The following is a 16912-nucleotide window of genomic DNA, read 5'->3' on the forward strand; positions in this document are numbered from 1 at the left end:
TAGAAACAAAATTTACTTGCAGTTAGTCCTTTTTTTCGTTACGCACCTCAAGATCATTCATTATTTGAGGATAAATCTTATCTAAATTGTAAAAGTATAGAATCACAATTTGCATCACACTAAATGCCATAGGAAGCCAAATATACAAAAACTTAATTCCCTGTATTGCTCTGTCTGTCTGAACACTTGTTCCACTTTTGTATCCGAAATATGCAAGTCCCCATCCTACAATCGCCGTAGCTAATCCGGCACCAACCTTCAATCCAAAGCTAGAGGCACTAAAAATCAATCCTTCAGTTCGAACTCCTGATTTCCATTCTCCATATTCTACCGTATCAGACAAAAATGCAAAGGACCCAGCGCCCAACATTCCACCACCAACTCCTAAGATAACGCTAGAAACAAGGATCACTATTGGGCTTGTCAGATCAATAAGCATCGTAAGTCGACCGATAACTGCAATTGCGGATCCAGCCATAACTACATTACGTTTTCCAAAACGCTTTACAAGAGGTGCGCATACAACTGCAAGGACTAGAACACTTGGAATTCGTGATGCAATCGAAATTGCACCAATAAATTCTGCATTTTTCATTACATAAGTTGTGAAGTATAGCGCGACACTTCCGCTGACCCCTAAGTTTAAGAATGCAATAATAAGAAGGGTTGTGATTAGAATCCAATATTTATTTGAAAATAAAGCTTTAACTCCAACTTTAAGAGGTACTGCTTCCTTATTTTTAGTTGCTTCTGTAACTCTTTCAGTACTGGAAAAAAATGTCCAAAAATACAAAATCATTGCGATAATGCCAAAAATTGCAAAAGTAATCAGCCACCCATTTTTACCATTCCCAAATGCCTTAACCATTGGCAGAGTAATTGTCAATACAACCAAACTAGCAATCGTTGAAGCAATGGTTCCAATAATATTTAAAAGAGCACGTTCATATTGACTTTTTGTTACTAAAGCAATCAACGTTGAAGACGGAATTGCGATTGCTGTGTACATCAAATTAACGAGCACATAAGTAATTGTTACATAAATGAACGTACCTGAGACACTTAAATCCGGAATTGCAAATAGCATGATAAAACTTAATCCAAACGGAATTGCCAACCACTTTATCCATGGCCTAGCCTTTCCATACTTAGTCTTAGTCTTATCGACTAAAATCCCCATCACAATATCTGCACCGCCATCTAATATTCGAACAAACAACATCATTGTTCCTAACGCTACAGCTTCCACACCAATTACATCAGTATAAAAAAACAATATATAGGACGTTAAAGCTGTCCACAATAAGTTTCCACCGAACCCTGAGGCACTTAGACCTAAACGTTCTGTCCAGGATAAAGAAACTTCCAGGCTCGTTTTTTGTTGTTCACTGTTGTTCACCATAATACTCAATTCCTCATCTGTAAAATATTTTCAATGAAACGGCTCAAAACCTGTAAGCGCTTTCATTGTATTTATATTTTATCATTGATTTTCGAAAAAAAAATACCTTCATTAGGATAAAATAGTCCCTTAAAAACACAGTCTACTACTATATCAATTTTTTAATTAGTTGATTTATGTACAGGTCAAATGCGACTCCATTAAATAGACTGAATTTTGAACAATAATAATCGACATCTCATTTTTGATTGTCGTCATTTACGTCGAGTTTTTTGCTCACTATTTTTTACCTATCGCGCTACTTAATAAAAATGAGTTTAGGTCACTTGATTACCTCACTTCTATACGAAACAAAAGATTTTAAGTCAGTAGACATGTAAATACATTTTTATGGGGGATTTTACTTTTCAAAAAAATATAAACATTAATTATGCAGAATTTTGATTTGATTACATTGATGTTGACCTGTATTAAAAGAATATCTTAAAGCAAGATATTCTCCACAACGTCGTATTCAAATCTCATAAGATTGTTGTTTTCAACTCTATCAATTTCTGTGTAAATCATTGTAACAAAAAACGACTAATTAATAATAATTAGCCGTGTTAGAGACATTTAGTTGTTATTCATTTTACTGTATTTGTCGCTGCATATGCGTATAGTGATGCACACCAATGTATAAGTCGCCGACGGGTTGAAAACCAACTCGCTCATATAACTTTTGGGCTTTTGGATTGGCATCGTCTACATTTAGGCCAACGACCGTTGCACCAGCTGCCTTGGCATATTGATCAACCGCAGCCAATAAGCGCGAACCAACGCCCATTCCCCGTGCAGCAGTGTTAACTGCAATTGAATCCAAATACCATTCGTTTGGATAAACTTCAGAATCGGGGAATACTAATTCATGATATTGATATTTTTCAGCCAATACTTTTTGGAATTCAGTATCTAATATTGGTTCTTCTGCTGCTAGATAGCCAAACAAAACGCCTAAAACTTGATTGTCGTTATCTTTTGCTACAATGCCTCTTGAATAGTGATATCGACTTTTTGAATCAGTTAAAGTTGCTAAATACACCGCATCTAAAACTGCTTCAGGCGACAAGGTTTGATAAACCGTTAACGCCATATCCGAAAAGATAATTTGTTCTAGCTGTAACATATCAAGTTGATCTTCTGCTTGAGCCGCAACAATTCGAATGTCTGATTGTTTCATAATCTGCTCCCTTCATTAAATAAAAATTTCATTGTATTATTTTTACATATTATGTCATATAAATTATAAAAAGAAAAGTGACTCAAGGTTCGCCGCCTTGAGTCACTTCGAGCCTTAACAATTACTTGCTAAGTCATCACTTTCGATGGTTGTCACCACCTACCAGATCATATCGCCCTTGTTTCCTATACAAGGGCGATACGATTGGTCAATTGATTTAATCTATCCAAAACGTATCACCCCCTTTCCTAGATTACTAACATTATACCGCGAATATGAATTAATTCCTATTGCTTACTTCGCATATCATTATCGTGGCATCAAAACTAAATAAATTATTTTGATTGCGCTTCTGATGCCATCAATCTTAATTTCCCATGACAAAGGCCACAACGATAGCGATTAACATTGATATAACGTTGCCGTCTAATCGCATGCCCATTGATGCATGTATAAAGATGATAATTTCGCTGAGATTGTTGCTTTTGTAATCGATAAGATGTAGCTGGTGCATACCGTAAAGCACCAACTCGTTTCAATTCCTTCTTAAATGCAATATCCCGGTGTTGATAGGGTAAGCCCGATATATGTTGATGATAATGAATCAATTCATGCTTAATAATACCGATTAGTACTGCCTGTCCATGTTCTATTAACATCAACGGATTAATTTCAATATTATGAGAAGCTAAGACGTAACGACCACCTGTTGTTTTCAATCTGTGATTGAATAAGGCTTGATGCTCAAAAGAACGACTAAACCACTTTTGTGAGATTTGTCGTACTAATTGTTGTAATTCGTCATCAGTCACTTCAATTCTCCTACAATTTAAAACGATTCAAATAGCGCATTTTAATTAGTGTAAACTAACTGCTTAATTAATTTACCATTACTATCAACAATATTAATCGTCATTTTTGGATTATTTGTACCGGCATCGGCCATTGATGACACAATTTTCTTTGCCATTTGTTTGACCTGATCGCCATTTGCTGATAATAACATATTGACTGTTGTCGTATTCAATTTATCCGTTGCAATCGTATAAATAATGCCATTTTCACTAGTAGATGCTTCTGCAGACGAGATGCTTTGTTTAGAGCGAGCAACTAGCCCTGATTCATTCTCATTTAAACGCGTTGCAATTTGTTCAGGCGTACTGGCTGCCAATTTCAATTTTGAAATTGTACCTGCAGTAGTCTTAGTTGTTGTTGCGGGTGCCATTGCCGAGACTAGCTTGGCCGCCTGTTGGTCCACTACATACCGTTCAAGCTGTAACGCACCAAAAGCCACAATGGCGATGGTTATCAGCACCCCGATAAACACTTTGACACGTCGCTTTCCTTTACTTTTAGGATTTGCGTGTCGTTCACTACGATTTTTCATCTGCTTAGAATCTCCCAATTTTGTAATAATCATTATATTTTTATAGACTAATTATTCGCCGAATTAATGTCTAACCCTTCTTAATGCAGAATTAGCGGTGCCCTCATATTTGATGAGCAGTACTAATTATAACATGCACGATTATTAGTCACCTTAAACGGATGATAAACCATGCGGCGTAACACGAACAATTGATAAAACATTTGACAGGTCTTGTTTTGAATTGGTAAGATAGTCAAAATCTGTAAAAGAGGTTGCATACAATATGGCTAATTTATCGGTTAATTTTGGGAATTTTACCTTTAATAAAGTTTTGCTCAATGCTTCGGGCGTCTTATGTCAAGATGCGAATGATTTGGATCTGTTGCTTGCTAATACGCATACTGGTTCATTAGTGACAAAATCATCGACACCTACGGCTCGTGAGGGCAATCCCCTACCAAGGTACTTTGCGCTATCTGATCAAATGGGTACGATTAATTCATCTGGCCTTCCAAATCACGGTTTCCAATACTATCTTGACTATGTACTAGCCAATCAATTCCAAACTGACAAACCACTCTTTTTTTCAATTGCTGGGATTGCCAAACAGGATAATCTTGATATGCTGCACAAAATCCAAGCCTCTGATTATATCGGCTTAACTGAATTGAATTTATCTTGTCCTAATGTACCTGGAAAACCCCAGATGGCCTACGATTTTCATGCTACTGCAACGCTTCTAGCTGAAATTTTCACCTTTTTCACAAAACCATTAGGCGTTAAGCTCCCCCCTTATTTTGACTTAGCTCATTTTGATGAAATTGCCAACATTCTCAATCAATATCCACTTCATTTCGTGAATACGATTAATTCAATTGGTAATGGCTTAGTGATTGATCCAGAAACTGATACCGTTGTCATTAAACCAAAAGAAGGATTCGGTGGCATTGGTGGCAAATTAGTTAAAGCAACCGCACTAGCTAATGTTCGTGCCTTGCGTCAACGTTTGAAGCCAGAAATTAACATTATCGGTACTGGTGGTGTCACAACTGGGCGTGATGTCTATGATCATATTTTATGTGGTGCTGATTTAGTTGCAATCGGTTCAACCTTGTCTGTCGAGGGTATTTCAGCATTTGAACGCATCGAAAATGAACTTGAACAGGTTATGACCGACAAAGGGTATGAAACACTTGATCAATGTCGAAATCAACTTAACATTATTGAATAATATTCTTTTAGCAATTCGTAACAGAATTGCTTTTTTATTGAGTTAATCGACGACAGTCACTAACTGACGCTACCGCAGACAATTATTTATGGCATACTATATAGTATTAACATTTTGGGAGAAAAAAATGCTTGGCAAATTTAAAATTATATTATGTTGTGTCATTCTATTAAGTTGTTTAGTCACACCATCTTCAGTTCACGCTGCCCTATTCGCCCCTCAGATTAGTGCAAAATCCGCATTAATTGCCGATGCCAAAACGGGTCAAATAATTGCTGATCAAAACGGCAATGAAAAACTACCAATTGCCTCAATTTCAAAACTTATTGTTGTTTATTTAGTTGAACAAAAAATTGAAATGGGGACGCTAAAGCCTGAAACAACGGTGCACGTATCAAAAGAAGTTGCTGAATTTAGCCAAGATTTGTCAGTTGCCAACGTACCCATGTCTGAAAACCAGAATTATACCATTACCGATTTACTCAACGCCGCTTTACTGCCTTCATCAAATGCCGCCGCTACTGCGTTAGCTGAAATTGTATCCGGCTCTCAAAGCAAATTCTACCAAGCAGCCAATCAATTACTCATTCAATGGCAAATTGGTACAAATCAGATTGTATCGGCTTCTGGTTTACCTAACGGTGCACTTGGGCCGTTTAAAAACCATCAATTACCTGATGATGCTGAAAACTTACTCTCGGCACGGGATGTTGCTAAAATTGCTTATCATTTAGTTAACGACTATCCTTCAATTGTCTCGCTTACCAATCAACAACAGGCAAATTTCCCAGGATTAAATGGCCAATCAACGCGTATTAAATCAACTAATCTCCTCCTCAATCAATCAGATTATCATTTTCAAGGCTTAAAAACTGGCGCGACTGCTCATCACGGCCATTCATTCGTTGGTATTGCGACTTTTAAAAACCGTCCAATTATTACCGTTGTCTTAAATACTGACGAACACGCACCAAATGATACGATTTTTCATGAGACTGAGACGCTTTTGAAACAAGCAGAGACTCAAGTCAATGTCAAAACGTGGTCGCGAGAAAACATGTCGCACACCATATCAATTAAAAATGCTCAGCAGCAGACAACGAATCTTAAGGCAAAACAAGGGCTAGAAATTTTCGTACCAACTGCGGCACATAAAGTCGAATTGAAATTTCAGCCAATACCCAAACGTACGGCTGCACCAATTGCAAAAAATGCGGCACTGGCTACCGTACAGCCTCGTTTTAAAAATAGTAATTATAATGATTATTTGACGGTAACACCGAAAATTAAACTCACAACAACAAAAACCATACAAAAAAAGCCAAGTTTACTAACAAGTATTCTTGACTACTTTAAATAATTTTTTTTACAAAGCCTGTGCTCATCATAATGAGTGCTGGCTTTTTTATGATTCATATTGTGAGAAAACGCGCTGAATCTCGTTTTGAACAAGCTCGGATGACTCATTAAGTTGTTTCAGAAAATCAAGTAACGCCTCACTTTGTTTCTTTTGCATAATTTGACCTAGGGCCCAAACGGCAGTTGCTCGAATATCTGGTCGTTCATCGGTCTGAATAAGCGTTTGAAGTCGCGGTATAGCCGTCCGATCATGCAGATTACCCAATGCAATGATTGCATTTCTTTGCATCACTTTTTTACCACGCCAGCTACCCGCCATTTTACCGAATTTCGCCTTAAATTCTGCATTTGATTGGTCTAAAATTGGAATTAATTCAGGTTTTGCTAACTCCGGATCTGGTAACATATCGCTATGTTGACGTGAATCAATCCCCTGATTATAAGGACAAACTAGCTGACAAATATCACAGCCATATAACTGTGTATGCATTTTACTCCGAAATTCCATTTCGACCATACCACGTTTTTGCGTTTGAAAACTCAAACAACGCTGGGCATTCATTCGTCCACCACCCAGCAATGCATTCGTCGGACAGCCATCAATACAACGCGTACAGTCACCACAGCCATTCGCCATTGGTTGATCAGGCGCTAATTCAAGATTCGTAATGATTTCACCTAGATAAACGAAACTACCAAATTCAGGCGTTACTAATAACCCATTTTTACCAACAAATCCCACACCAGCGCGCTGAGCCACAGCTACATCTAACAATTCACCCGTATCAACCATTGGTTTAAAGTGTGGATCTTCATCAACCGCGAATTGCTTGATTTGTGTAATCAGTGCGTCTAATTTTCGTTGCAGCACAAAATGATAATCCTCACCCCAACTTGCTCGGGCAATGGTACCTCGCTTGTATTGGGTCCGTGCTGGCCGTTCTGTCAGAACTGATGGGTACGCTAAAGCAATGGAAATAATTGTGCGTGGCTCGTTAAAAATTTTGTCTGGATAGATACGTTCATCAATAATTTTATGCTCAAATCCGCTTGTATAACCTGCGTTTTCTTGTGCGACAATCCGGTCCTTCAAATTTGAAAAATCGCTTGCATCAGTAAAGCCAATTTTATCAATGCCTAGCTCTGTTGCGGTCTGAATAATTTTTTCTTTTAATGCGCCAGCTTTCATGAAGTCGCTCCTTAATGACGATGTATTAAAAATTTGATATATGTCAGCATGATTTGCCATATTCTAGTCAGCAATACGCTTCTCAATAAAAGAATCCCAATGATATAAACAACTACACCAATGACAAGTTGAAGTACAGTCGTTGAGGGATATGCTGGTAAGTGACTCGTCGAGACAACAATCACTAAATACATGAATAAGCCATTAATAATATACTTTGACGTCAAGACAACGATACGGCCAAAGGCAATCACATCGCGTGCAAAAAAGAGTTGAAGTCCAAAAATAAACAATTCACTACCTAGCAAAGCAAAAACAGCACCAAAAGTACCAAATTGAGGAATCAATAGTAAATTCAAAAATAAGTTAATGCCTAAGCCTGCCAACATCGTTCCTGTTAGTACTTGATTCCGATACGCAAGACGTAAAAATTGCCCACCTAAAATGGTGTTCCAGCCCAGAAGTAAAATTAAAGGGGCCATGAAGACCATTAGAATACCTGCTTCACGAAAATTTGGGCCTAAAAACCAGGTCGTAAAAGTTACAGCCGTCGCTGCTGTCCCAAACACTAAAGGTACGGCAAAAGCTGTCACCGATTCCACAGCGTTATCAATGTGTTGAATCAATTTATCATAATTATTCTGTCGATAAATATGGTAGAAACGCGGCATCGTACTCAGTCCAATTGTGCTAGTTAGCACAATTGCCACCTGATTCAACCGCAAAGCCACATCATAATAGCCAATCCAAATCTCAGCATTTGAGTTGAAAAAAGGTAATAGAAAACGCCCAATTAATGCAAATAATTCAATACCAAGAATCCCACTAAACATGGTCAAGACACCCTTCAAATAAGGCTGGGGTTGCAAATGAATCCGCGTAAAAATATGTTTTGGCAGTTGCGCCCACAGAATCAAGTTACTAACTAAACGCATGACACCATAAATCAGAATATAGGCGTTACTATCACCAACAGTTTTGACACAAATTAAAATCAAAAGTAAGACCATAATTTTTGTGAATGATGCTTGTAAAATAGCCCTGAGATGGTGCCCAGTACCCACAAAAAACCATGAAATATCAAATAAACTACCGACAATAATAATAATTGATATCAGCATCGCTGAACGATACACCTTAAACACTTGTACAGCCGTCCCAAAATGTAATAAACCGAGCAAACTAAGTACAGCTAAAAGACTTAATAGCATTCGAATTAATAAAGTATTCCAAAAAATTGATGCATCGGCTATCGGGTTATCTCGATGATTCGTCAGCTGCCATTGACCATAAATACTTGTTGGTCGAATAAAAACAAGAATCAGCAGTTCTGCGGTTCCAATGGCCAGGGCCGAGATACCTAAGCCAATATTACCTAAAACGTGCGCTAAATAGGCGAGCGGAATGAGCGGAATGAGCACATTCATTAATTCATAACTCACTTGATTAAAATAATCGCGTATCCCGCGCATACTTGTTTCACCCCACTATTGTTTTTAAATTATACTGTTTCAAGAAATCGTTGCACATCTTTTGGATTTAAACGTTCACCGTCACCGATATGCTTGATTTGTTGCCCATTTTCAAATAAAACAAATGCTGGGATACCCCTTAAATTTTGGGCTTTTGCAATCTCAATATTTTCATCGCGATCGACATCTACCCAGTCCATACCTTGCTCGATAATATAATTTTTAAAATTTTGAACAAATGGCTTGATTGCCTTACAATCGCCACACCAATCGGCAGTTAAAAACATGATTTGTTTGCCCGGACGTGCTAATTTTGTAGCAACTACATCATCTGATAAAACTTCTGGTTGATAAAAATCCATTAGCCTCTACCTCCTTGAAATTCGTTATAAAGTGTCATACCACCATCGATATACAATGTTGTTCCCGTAATATAGGCCGCTTCAGAAGAAATCAGCCAAACAGCCGCATTTGCCACATCAATCGGATCACCAATACGCTTCATCGGAATCATATTGGTTGTTTCTTGCCTAACTGCTGGATCAGCAAAGCGTTTAGCATTAATTGGAGTTTCCAATGCGCCAGGGGAAATAGCATTAATTCGAATACCCTGATCAGCATATTCTAAAGCTGTCGTTTTTGTAAACATCAAAACACCCGCTTTGGCCGTTGCATATGAAGCATAGGTGGGCCATGGAATCACGTCATGAATTGATGACGTATTTAGAATATTGCCTGGTTTATGGTGTGTTAAAAAATGATTAATAGCGATTTTAGTGCCTAGAAATACACCATCCATGTCGACATGAATGACACGTTGCCAATCGTCATATGTCACCTCATGTGTTGCAGATTGCATCTCAAAACCGGCATTATTCACACAAACATCTAAATCACCAAAAGTTTCAATTGCTGTATCGTAAATTTTTTGTACGCCCTGTTCAGTTCCGACATCGGCTTTGATTGCTACTGCCTGACCGCCTGCTTGTTCAATGAGATAAATAATGCCCTCAATCGCATGGTCATCAGCTGTGAAATAATTAATGACGACGTTCATGCCTTCTGCGCCCATATGCCGTGCCATGGCTTCGCCAATGCCAGAAGAACTACCTGTTACAACTGCCGTCTTTCCCATCAAATCCGGATAACGGGTTGAAAAATGATGCTGCATATCATTCACGCTCACTTCCTGTTGTGCCAAAACGATAATCAAAATTATTCATGCTAACCTAATGTTATTATACTAAAATTCATTCGAATCAGAAACTGCAATCTATTCATTGAATTAAATGTATGTTGGATTCTAGTGCATGCACCTAATATATTATTCGCTCGGTCATTGATTCCACATCATTAACACCTAAGCACTATAAAAAGGTTCATAGCCTACCAACTAAACGGTATGACTATGAACCTCCAATGATGCAGTTATTTATAAGCATTAATCCCAATTGATTAATCTTTTTTATTTTGTTGAATACCACGATTTCGTTCGCGATTTGACAACTTATCTGCCGATGTTTGACCGTCTGGTGTCACGTCTTTCACCGTTGTCTGTTGCTTTGCTGCTTCTTGCTGTGCTTCAGCCATCTTAGCCATAAACCCAGTAGCCTCTGGGGCCTTAATCTTACCAGCGAGGGCATCATCAACGACATCTTTCACCGTAAATGATTCGCCAACTTGTTTACGAAGATACGGCCGCCAATAATTAATAACCAATGTCTGCAAAATCATGATAATTGCACCACCAAAGAAGTAAAGTCCCACTCCAGCATTGGTGAAATACGTCATCGCAAACATCATAATAGGCATCATAAGTGACATCGTTTGCATTTGCTTCTTTTGTTCTTCAGGCATACCAATCATTGACAAGTATGATTGTGCCAGATACACAAGACCAGTGGCAATTGCTAAGCCCAAACTGTGCTGAGCTAATTGAATCCCAAAAAATGAAGCGTCTTTAATTTCGGCGGCTTGATTGACAGCCCAGTCCATATGCTTCCACCCACCAATAATGTGCGGATTAATTGCGGCATACAAACCAGAGAAAATCGGCCACTGAATAATCAGGGTTGAAAAATTCATTCCCCCTAACATGGAAACACCATTTTCACGATAGATATGCATCATTGCCTGTGAGGCATTCATTTTATCTTCTTGGGTTTCAGCATTTTTTTGTGCTTCTTGCACTTTTGTCAATTGTGGTTGCAATAGACGCATTTTTTCTTGTTGAATTGTCATGTTGCGTGACTGATGTAATTGCATTGGTAATAAGACCAAACGGACAACAAAAGTCAAAATTAGAATCGACCATCCAATGGCATTCGTATCTTTTAGCATATCACCAACTGCGTTCATAAAATGTGCTAGATATGGCGATAAGAAGTAAATATGTCCTGTAAAGAACAAGATAACCAAAATAATAAGTAAAATTGGCGTTAAGCCTTTAATTTTCATTGTATTAATTTCTCTCTATTTTTATAAATTTAATTCTAAAATTATACCACAAATTAAATATTAGTAGAACGATGAAAATTCACTGCCAAGAGATGGATAAGCATAAATATTAGCTTGTGTGTCCTCAAGGGTCCGTTTTTCATTAATTGCAGTTACAAAATAATTAATCAATTCTTCTGCTTCAGCAGCAAAAACACTGGCACCAACAATATGTCCTGATTGATTAATTGCCACTCGAATGCGTGCCTGATCATGATAGCGATAAAAAGTAATCACTTGACCCATATCAATATCCAACACACGATACCCATTTCCCTCTGCCGTTACAATCGATACACCAGTTTGTGCAATTCTTGGTGTCCCAAATACAACTACTGGTAAGGTTGGATAAACGATTGGTGTCTTTGTCTGATGGACAATCTGGCGTACGACATAACGACCTTCAAAATTGCCGACTGGTACAATCTTTGGTACCGGACTATTGGCAACATCCCCAATTGCAAAAATATGAGGTTGTGTCGTCTGCAAGTGTTCATCAACGATAATTCCACTTGCTTCAAAATCAACATTAATTTTTTCGAGATTAAGTCGATCAGCATTTCCAACGCGGCCAGCAGTCACAAACACTTTATCTGTCATGAACGTCTCACCATCCGTCAATGTCACCTGAAGTCGACCAGACTTAGAAATAACTTTTACCACTTCATTTTGTAAATGATATTCAACACCCGCTTTGCGCATTTGTGTCTGCATTTGCGCGGTCAATTCTGGGTCGAATTCACGTAAAATATTTTGACCACGTGAAATCAGATGGACTTTTGCACCAGCGACTTGACTGATATTTGCAAATTCAATGCCAATATAGCCACCGCCAATAAATGTAACATCTGCCGGCATGTCAGATAAATTTAAAAAGGCTTCACTATCTTGTGTCAATTCAATTCCTGGAAATGACAATTGTCTTGGCCTTTGTCCAACCGCAATAATCCAATCAGCTGCTTGAATCACATCTGAATTAACCGTAACGTGGTTACCATCAATAAACTGCGCTTGCCCATAATACCGATCAATCCCAGCTTGGTCGAGGCCAGCAAGCTTTCGAGGCTCGACTGCATCCACATATGCTTGTTTATAGGCCATTAATTCTGGCCAATTAATTTGAAGGCGCCCTTCAAGTCCCCGACTATCCATAGCTTGTGCACGCCGAATACCCTCAACTGCGCTTAATAAAATTTTTTTAGGATCGCAGCCATAGTTTGGGCAAGTGCCACCCCAACGATACATTTCAACAATGACCACTTTTTTTCCTAAACGTTTAGCTTCAAATGCAGCAGCCAATCCAGCCGGACCAGAACCGATAATGCCAATATCATACTGATACTCACCCATGGTATACCTCCGAAATTTCTAAATCACTTCTATTCTTAATTGTACCAGAGCTGGCAAGTCGTACCACACTCAAAAAAGAGGCGACTCGTGAGTGCAATTTTTTTCAGCCATCTAAACATGGTTTGAAAAATAAGCACGTATCCGTGAGGATACTCATTCAAATGCCATGTCCCTTTAATTTTTAACGATCCACGACCTATTATATTAACCTATTGTATCGAAACTTAATTGACTTTATTATTAAAAAGTTGGATAATTGTATTACAAAATATTGATTGAGAGGAGGAATCCTAATGCCAATTACCATTTATTCATTCTCCCATCGTTCGTCTGCTCTTAATGCATTAAAGGCCGTCATTGATTTCTTTGAACGCAATCAACTACCTTATGAAGTTGTTCAGCTCAAAGATTCATCAGCCCTGCCAATAGAGGTCACAACGATGCGTCAAATCTGTGCTGCTGAAGATCCAGAAGCCACAATTTATAAGAATCCGCGTGGCATGTCAATTGATGATTGGACGATTCGTGATGTTATTGCTGCACCAAACAAGGCGTTAAAGTCACCGTTAACCGTGGAATATGATGAAAATAATAACGTTAAACGTGTCATGGCGGGTATTAACGAGGACATGTTGGGGATGTTTATACTTCAAAAACAGCGAAAAATCGAACTCGAAAAATTAATTAGCGCAGAACATACGCTTAATTTAAATGAATAGTTACGTACTAAATTCCCTATCCCCTGTCTCTAATTTTTGAGTAGCGAATTTGTGACTTCAGTCTAAATTGCATATAAACAAAAAGGCTTAGTAATGTTTTTACAAATTACTAAGCCCTTTTATTTACAAATTTAGGGTCAAACATAAACAATTCACACTCTACAAATTACAAAAATTTTTAAAGTTTAATATCTACGCCGAAACAATTTTCCTTGTTTATTTTAAATCTAACAACATTCTCAAAAAACTTGTCGCTGAGATGTTTGTATCTTGTTCAGTATAATTACTTTCATCATAGCCGACTATACCGAACTTCTTTCAAAAAAACCGATATATTGCATTACTAGTTCATTATTATTCAGAAATTTCCAATTTTTTCATCAGGTAATTTTTTAAACGAAAAATTTTTAATGTTATTTCGTATAACTTTTTACCGCTTCCTATGGACTAGAGAGAAGTAGATTTGTTGATTTAGCACTCCATTATTTGATTAACCTCATCTAACATTTGATCAATATACTTTACGAGTGGTTCATTTGTTAAATCGTCATTTTTAAGGTGTAATAATGCATTTGACAATAGGTCTAGTGCATTTTCAAGCCTACGTTTCTCAATTCTTAAGTATTTCAATGATTTTGCTTGATTTAAAAGTGTTTTTTCCGTACCAACCGGTATTGGTGATAAATTAGACATTTGATTAATACCTCACATAAAATTGTATCATAAAATACCATTTATTCTCATGCAAAAGTATTAGGATAACAATGTTTACATGTTCATATATTCAAATTAGTGCGTACAAACGTATATTTTATTTAGTTTGAGTCTTCTCACTCCAATTCGCAACTCAGATACCTTCGTACAAAAATGATTGTATTTTATATCATAGACTCTCATTAACTATCAAGCACTGTTATTTTTGTGACACATGGCTGTACAATACTTTCAGAAGCATACGTACTTGTGTTCAATGAGAAAGCGGTGAATAAACGTAACCATCATACCTTATGAAGTTGGTCAGCTCAAAAATTCATCAGCCCTACCAATAGAGACCACAACGATACGTCAAATCTGTGCTGCTGAAGATCCAGAAGCCACAATTTATAAGAATCCGCGTGGCATGCCAATTGATGATTGGACGATTCATGATGTTATTGCTGCACCCAATAAGGCATTAAAGTCATCGTTAAACGTGGAATGTGATGAAAATAGTAACGTTAAGCGTGTCATGGCAGGTTTTAACGAAGACATATTGGAGATTTTTTTCCTCGAAAATGGTGACACATTGAACTGAATAAATTAATTTGATATAGAAAAGACACCAAATTCAAAAAAAATCAAACAATAAATTATTACTGCGAACCGAATTTTAATATGGCACTGACTTTTTAAGTCAAATTCGAACAACACCAAGATATAAATATCAATGCCAAATATTGATAGTTCATCCATAAATTATGAAAATTTTAATTTCCATTATCTACACTGAAACAATCTGACTTGAACATTTTAATGATGACAATATTTCTTTAATACCTGTGATTGATATGTTCGAAAATTGTTCTTCATTCATCGTAGTAGCTGCGATCAGAGTGACTACGGTAGATTTTTTTCCATGAATGCCAACAACTTTGTCATTTTGGACAATGATATTAATATCACTATTCAAAATGTTCATCAATAATTCCAAATCATTAACTATTTTAGTCAATATGGTCAAATACATTACATCGATTTGATTAGCTATAGTAGAGATAATAAAGTGTTCAAAACTAATTGTTGGATTTTCTGAATATATATACAATCTATTACCCATGAAAGTTTCACTCATCGGGGGATATCACCGTCTTTACAAAAAAACATTTGATTTGGTCCATTAGATCCTTCAGGCTTATTAACCCCAATTTTCAGTTCGTTTGACATTGAGACGTTGAAAAAATTATACGCCATAAACCGTTCATTTTCATTAATTAATAAGTATGAGTTTCTGTCGCTATTTTCAATTCTATCAACCGTTTTTATGATTTCTCCACTATCGTTTACTATATATAATTTATTATCCTTTATTATCCAACCTCTCTCATCAGGTAGAAAACCGATTCCCTTGAAAAAATCAAATTGTCCATTCGCATTAAATGTTATTCCATAAATGCCATTCTTATCTCCACTTTTCAGTGTGATATTTGTCCAGTAATCCGGTGCCGTTCTTTTTTGAAAAATCCAATATTTATCTTTTAGTAGATCATCATAAATGCTCATCTGAAATCATCCTTGTTCGTTTATTTATGCATAAACCATGAAATAGTATTTTCGGCTTCGTGATGAAACAACGTACTCACTTGCCTACCATGAATTGCTCTACCGGAAAAAAAATTATAGATGATGTAATTAAACAAAGCCATTTCTAAATTACCGAATTTCTTATCATGTAGCGCGTCATTATAAATATAGCTGCACATGATTCCCAAAAATTCAATAATAACTTGATATTGCCCAATAACAACTCCGGGATTCAATAACTGTAAATATTCATACCGTTGAACAAATGTTTTTATTTCGACATTTGTCTTTTCATACTTCACGATATATGTTGATAAATCAGATTGTTCATCACCCACATAGATAACATTCTCGTCCATGTCAAAGAAAGGTGATTTTATCATCAACACGTCAGTCGCGTCAACGAGTGCAATTTTATCAAAATTTGAGTGAGTCATTAAATAACGAAAAGTAATTATCCACCTAATAAAATACAGACTGCACGTTGTTACCTCATTTGGTACTTCTTCAACAACTATTTCAAGGCCCGGAATATTAATATTTAAATTTTTATCATTTGTAATCAAGATGACTCTCGATCCTCGTGAAACAGATGAACGAACCAGTCGTTTTAGTCCATTTATTGCTTTTTCTGAGATTGTATCAGATGACTTATATTGTCGTTGTGCGTCTTCATAATTAACTATATATTGAGTTAATACCACATTGTTATTCATAAAGTTTCTATATGCTCATTTTCTTCGATTTTTATTTTTAAATCAGGTTAATCGTTTGTTGCTCTATTCAATTTTCGCGTACAACCTTTCACTATGTCTTATGTTCAAGC

At 36.9% G+C, this 16912-nt stretch carries 18 protein-coding genes; 4 read left to right on the forward strand and 14 right to left on the reverse strand.

Translation table 11 applies throughout. The annotated features are described in order from the left end of the window. Positions 1-22: 22 nt before the first annotated feature. From H9L19_RS08040 to H9L19_RS08055, 4 genes are all read right to left on the reverse strand, one after another. Positions 23-1402 (reverse strand): MFS transporter, encoded by a 1380-nt coding sequence (locus H9L19_RS08040; protein WP_187529133.1) that lies wholly within the window; start codon positions 1400-1402, stop codon positions 23-25. A 631-nt stretch (positions 1403-2033) separates the two neighbouring features. Beyond that, complete coding sequence (locus H9L19_RS08045; RefSeq protein WP_187529134.1) at positions 2034-2621, reverse strand: GNAT family N-acetyltransferase; 588 nt, start codon at positions 2619-2621, stop codon at positions 2034-2036. A gap of 335 nt (positions 2622-2956) precedes the next feature. After that, a complete protein-coding gene (locus H9L19_RS08050) occupies positions 2957-3433 on the reverse strand; it encodes a SprT family protein (protein ID WP_187529135.1) in 477 nt (158 codons plus the stop codon). A 41-nt stretch (positions 3434-3474) separates the two neighbouring features. After that, a complete protein-coding gene (locus tag H9L19_RS08055) occupies positions 3475-4008 on the reverse strand; it encodes a hypothetical protein (protein ID WP_187529136.1) in 534 nt (177 codons plus the stop codon). A 265-nt stretch (positions 4009-4273) separates the two neighbouring features. On the opposite strand from H9L19_RS08055, the gene H9L19_RS08060 reads away from it, so the two are divergent. Both H9L19_RS08060 and H9L19_RS08065 read left to right on the forward strand, forming a co-directional pair. Continuing rightward, positions 4274-5221, forward strand: coding sequence for a dihydroorotate oxidase (locus H9L19_RS08060; protein WP_187529137.1), 948 nt, complete (start codon positions 4274-4276; stop codon positions 5219-5221). Positions 5222-5348: 127 nt separating this feature from the next. Continuing rightward, the gene (locus H9L19_RS08065; protein WP_187529138.1) at positions 5349-6581 is read left to right on the forward strand and encodes a D-alanyl-D-alanine carboxypeptidase family protein; all 1233 of its coding nucleotides are present in this window, start codon (positions 5349-5351) and stop codon (positions 6579-6581) included. Between the two features lie 45 nt (positions 6582-6626). Here the strand turns inward: H9L19_RS08065 and queG are convergent, their stop codons facing one another. The 6 genes from queG to H9L19_RS08095 form a co-directional block, all read right to left on the reverse strand. Then, the gene (gene queG, locus H9L19_RS08070) at positions 6627-7769 is read right to left on the reverse strand and encodes a tRNA epoxyqueuosine(34) reductase QueG (RefSeq protein WP_187529139.1); all 1143 of its coding nucleotides are present in this window, start codon (positions 7767-7769) and stop codon (positions 6627-6629) included. An 11-nt stretch (positions 7770-7780) separates the two neighbouring features. After that, complete coding sequence (locus H9L19_RS08075; protein ID WP_187529140.1) at positions 7781-9241, reverse strand: lipopolysaccharide biosynthesis protein; 1461 nt, start codon at positions 9239-9241, stop codon at positions 7781-7783. A gap of 29 nt (positions 9242-9270) precedes the next feature. After that, positions 9271-9603 carry a thioredoxin family protein gene (locus H9L19_RS08080; RefSeq protein WP_187529141.1) on the reverse strand — a complete coding sequence of 111 codons (333 nt, stop codon included), beginning with the start codon at positions 9601-9603 and terminating at the stop codon, positions 9271-9273. Further along, positions 9603-10412 carry a glucose 1-dehydrogenase gene (locus tag H9L19_RS08085; protein ID WP_187529969.1) on the reverse strand — a complete coding sequence of 270 codons (810 nt, stop codon included), beginning with the start codon at positions 10410-10412 and terminating at the stop codon, positions 9603-9605. The genes H9L19_RS08080 and H9L19_RS08085 overlap by 1 nt, the downstream gene beginning before the upstream one ends. Positions 10413-10696: 284 nt before the next feature. After that, a complete protein-coding gene (yidC, locus tag H9L19_RS08090) occupies positions 10697-11698 on the reverse strand; it encodes a membrane protein insertase YidC (protein WP_187529142.1) in 1002 nt (333 codons plus the stop codon). Positions 11699-11758: 60 nt separating this feature from the next. Then, positions 11759-13087, reverse strand: coding sequence for a dihydrolipoyl dehydrogenase family protein (locus tag H9L19_RS08095; protein WP_187529143.1), 1329 nt, complete (start codon positions 13085-13087; stop codon positions 11759-11761). A 293-nt stretch (positions 13088-13380) separates the two neighbouring features. Between H9L19_RS08095 and H9L19_RS08100 the strand changes: the two genes are divergently transcribed. Further along, entirely contained in the window at positions 13381-13806 is a 426-nt protein-coding gene (locus tag H9L19_RS08100) for a thioredoxin domain-containing protein (RefSeq protein WP_187529144.1), read from the forward strand. A gap of 471 nt (positions 13807-14277) precedes the next feature. On the opposite strand, the gene H9L19_RS08105 is transcribed toward H9L19_RS08100, so the two are convergent. Beyond that, positions 14278-14499 carry a hypothetical protein gene (locus H9L19_RS08105; RefSeq protein ID WP_187529145.1) on the reverse strand — a complete coding sequence of 74 codons (222 nt, stop codon included), beginning with the start codon at positions 14497-14499 and terminating at the stop codon, positions 14278-14280. 427 nt (positions 14500-14926) lie between these two features. Between H9L19_RS08105 and H9L19_RS08110 the strand changes: the two genes are divergently transcribed. Continuing rightward, the gene (locus H9L19_RS08110) at positions 14927-15100 is read left to right on the forward strand and encodes a hypothetical protein (RefSeq protein ID WP_187529146.1); all 174 of its coding nucleotides are present in this window, start codon (positions 14927-14929) and stop codon (positions 15098-15100) included. 186 nt (positions 15101-15286) lie between these two features. Here H9L19_RS08110 and H9L19_RS08115 read toward each other — a convergent pair whose 3' ends face one another. The 3 genes from H9L19_RS08115 to H9L19_RS08125 are packed head-to-tail and all read right to left on the reverse strand — an operon-like array spanning position 15287 to position 16802. Next, positions 15287-15622, reverse strand: a complete 336-nt coding sequence (locus H9L19_RS08115) for a hypothetical protein (RefSeq protein ID WP_187529147.1) — start codon at positions 15620-15622, stop codon at positions 15287-15289. 11 nt (positions 15623-15633) lie between these two features. Beyond that, positions 15634-16065, reverse strand: coding sequence for a hypothetical protein (locus H9L19_RS08120; RefSeq protein WP_187529148.1), 432 nt, complete (start codon positions 16063-16065; stop codon positions 15634-15636). Between the two features lie 20 nt (positions 16066-16085). Then, the gene (locus H9L19_RS08125) at positions 16086-16802 is read right to left on the reverse strand and encodes a hypothetical protein (protein WP_187529149.1); all 717 of its coding nucleotides are present in this window, start codon (positions 16800-16802) and stop codon (positions 16086-16088) included. Positions 16803-16912: the final 110 nt, after the last annotated feature.

The organism is Weissella diestrammenae, assembly GCF_014397255.1.
Taxonomy (GTDB): Bacteria; Bacillota; Bacilli; order Lactobacillales; family Lactobacillaceae; genus Weissella; species Weissella diestrammenae.

Bases quoted from the DNA above. Each gene is read 5' to 3' on its own strand.
- H9L19_RS08040 (WP_187529133.1), bottom strand. From the start codon at position 1,402: ATGGTGAACAACAGTGAACAACAAAAAACGAGCCTGGAAGTTTCTTTA.
- H9L19_RS08045 (WP_187529134.1), bottom strand. From the start codon at position 2,621: ATGAAACAATCAGACATTCGAATTGTTGCGGCTCAAGCAGAAGATCAA.
- H9L19_RS08055 (WP_187529136.1), bottom strand. From the start codon at position 4,008: ATGAAAAATCGTAGTGAACGACACGCAAATCCTAAAAGTAAAGGAAAG.
- H9L19_RS08060 (WP_187529137.1), top strand. From the start codon at position 4,274: ATGGCTAATTTATCGGTTAATTTTGGGAATTTTACCTTTAATAAAGTT.
- H9L19_RS08065 (WP_187529138.1), top strand. From the start codon at position 5,349: ATGCTTGGCAAATTTAAAATTATATTATGTTGTGTCATTCTATTAAGT.
- queG (WP_187529139.1), bottom strand. From the start codon at position 7,769: ATGAAAGCTGGCGCATTAAAAGAAAAAATTATTCAGACCGCAACAGAG.
- H9L19_RS08075 (WP_187529140.1), bottom strand. From the start codon at position 9,241: ATGCGCGGGATACGCGATTATTTTAATCAAGTGAGTTATGAATTAATG.
- H9L19_RS08080 (WP_187529141.1), bottom strand. From the start codon at position 9,603: ATGGATTTTTATCAACCAGAAGTTTTATCAGATGATGTAGTTGCTACA.
- H9L19_RS08085 (WP_187529969.1), bottom strand. From the start codon at position 10,412: ATGCAGCATCATTTTTCAACCCGTTATCCGGATTTGATGGGAAAGACG.
- yidC (WP_187529142.1), bottom strand. From the start codon at position 11,698: ATGAAAATTAAAGGCTTAACGCCAATTTTACTTATTATTTTGGTTATC.
- H9L19_RS08095 (WP_187529143.1), bottom strand. From the start codon at position 13,087: ATGGGTGAGTATCAGTATGATATTGGCATTATCGGTTCTGGTCCGGCT.
- H9L19_RS08100 (WP_187529144.1), top strand. From the start codon at position 13,381: ATGCCAATTACCATTTATTCATTCTCCCATCGTTCGTCTGCTCTTAAT.
- H9L19_RS08105 (WP_187529145.1), bottom strand. From the start codon at position 14,499: ATGTCTAATTTATCACCAATACCGGTTGGTACGGAAAAAACACTTTTA.
- H9L19_RS08110 (WP_187529146.1), top strand. From the start codon at position 14,927: ATGCCAATTGATGATTGGACGATTCATGATGTTATTGCTGCACCCAAT.
- H9L19_RS08115 (WP_187529147.1), bottom strand. From the start codon at position 15,622: ATGGGTAATAGATTGTATATATATTCAGAAAATCCAACAATTAGTTTT.
- H9L19_RS08120 (WP_187529148.1), bottom strand. From the start codon at position 16,065: ATGAGCATTTATGATGATCTACTAAAAGATAAATATTGGATTTTTCAA.
- H9L19_RS08125 (WP_187529149.1), bottom strand. From the start codon at position 16,802: ATGAATAACAATGTGGTATTAACTCAATATATAGTTAATTATGAAGAC.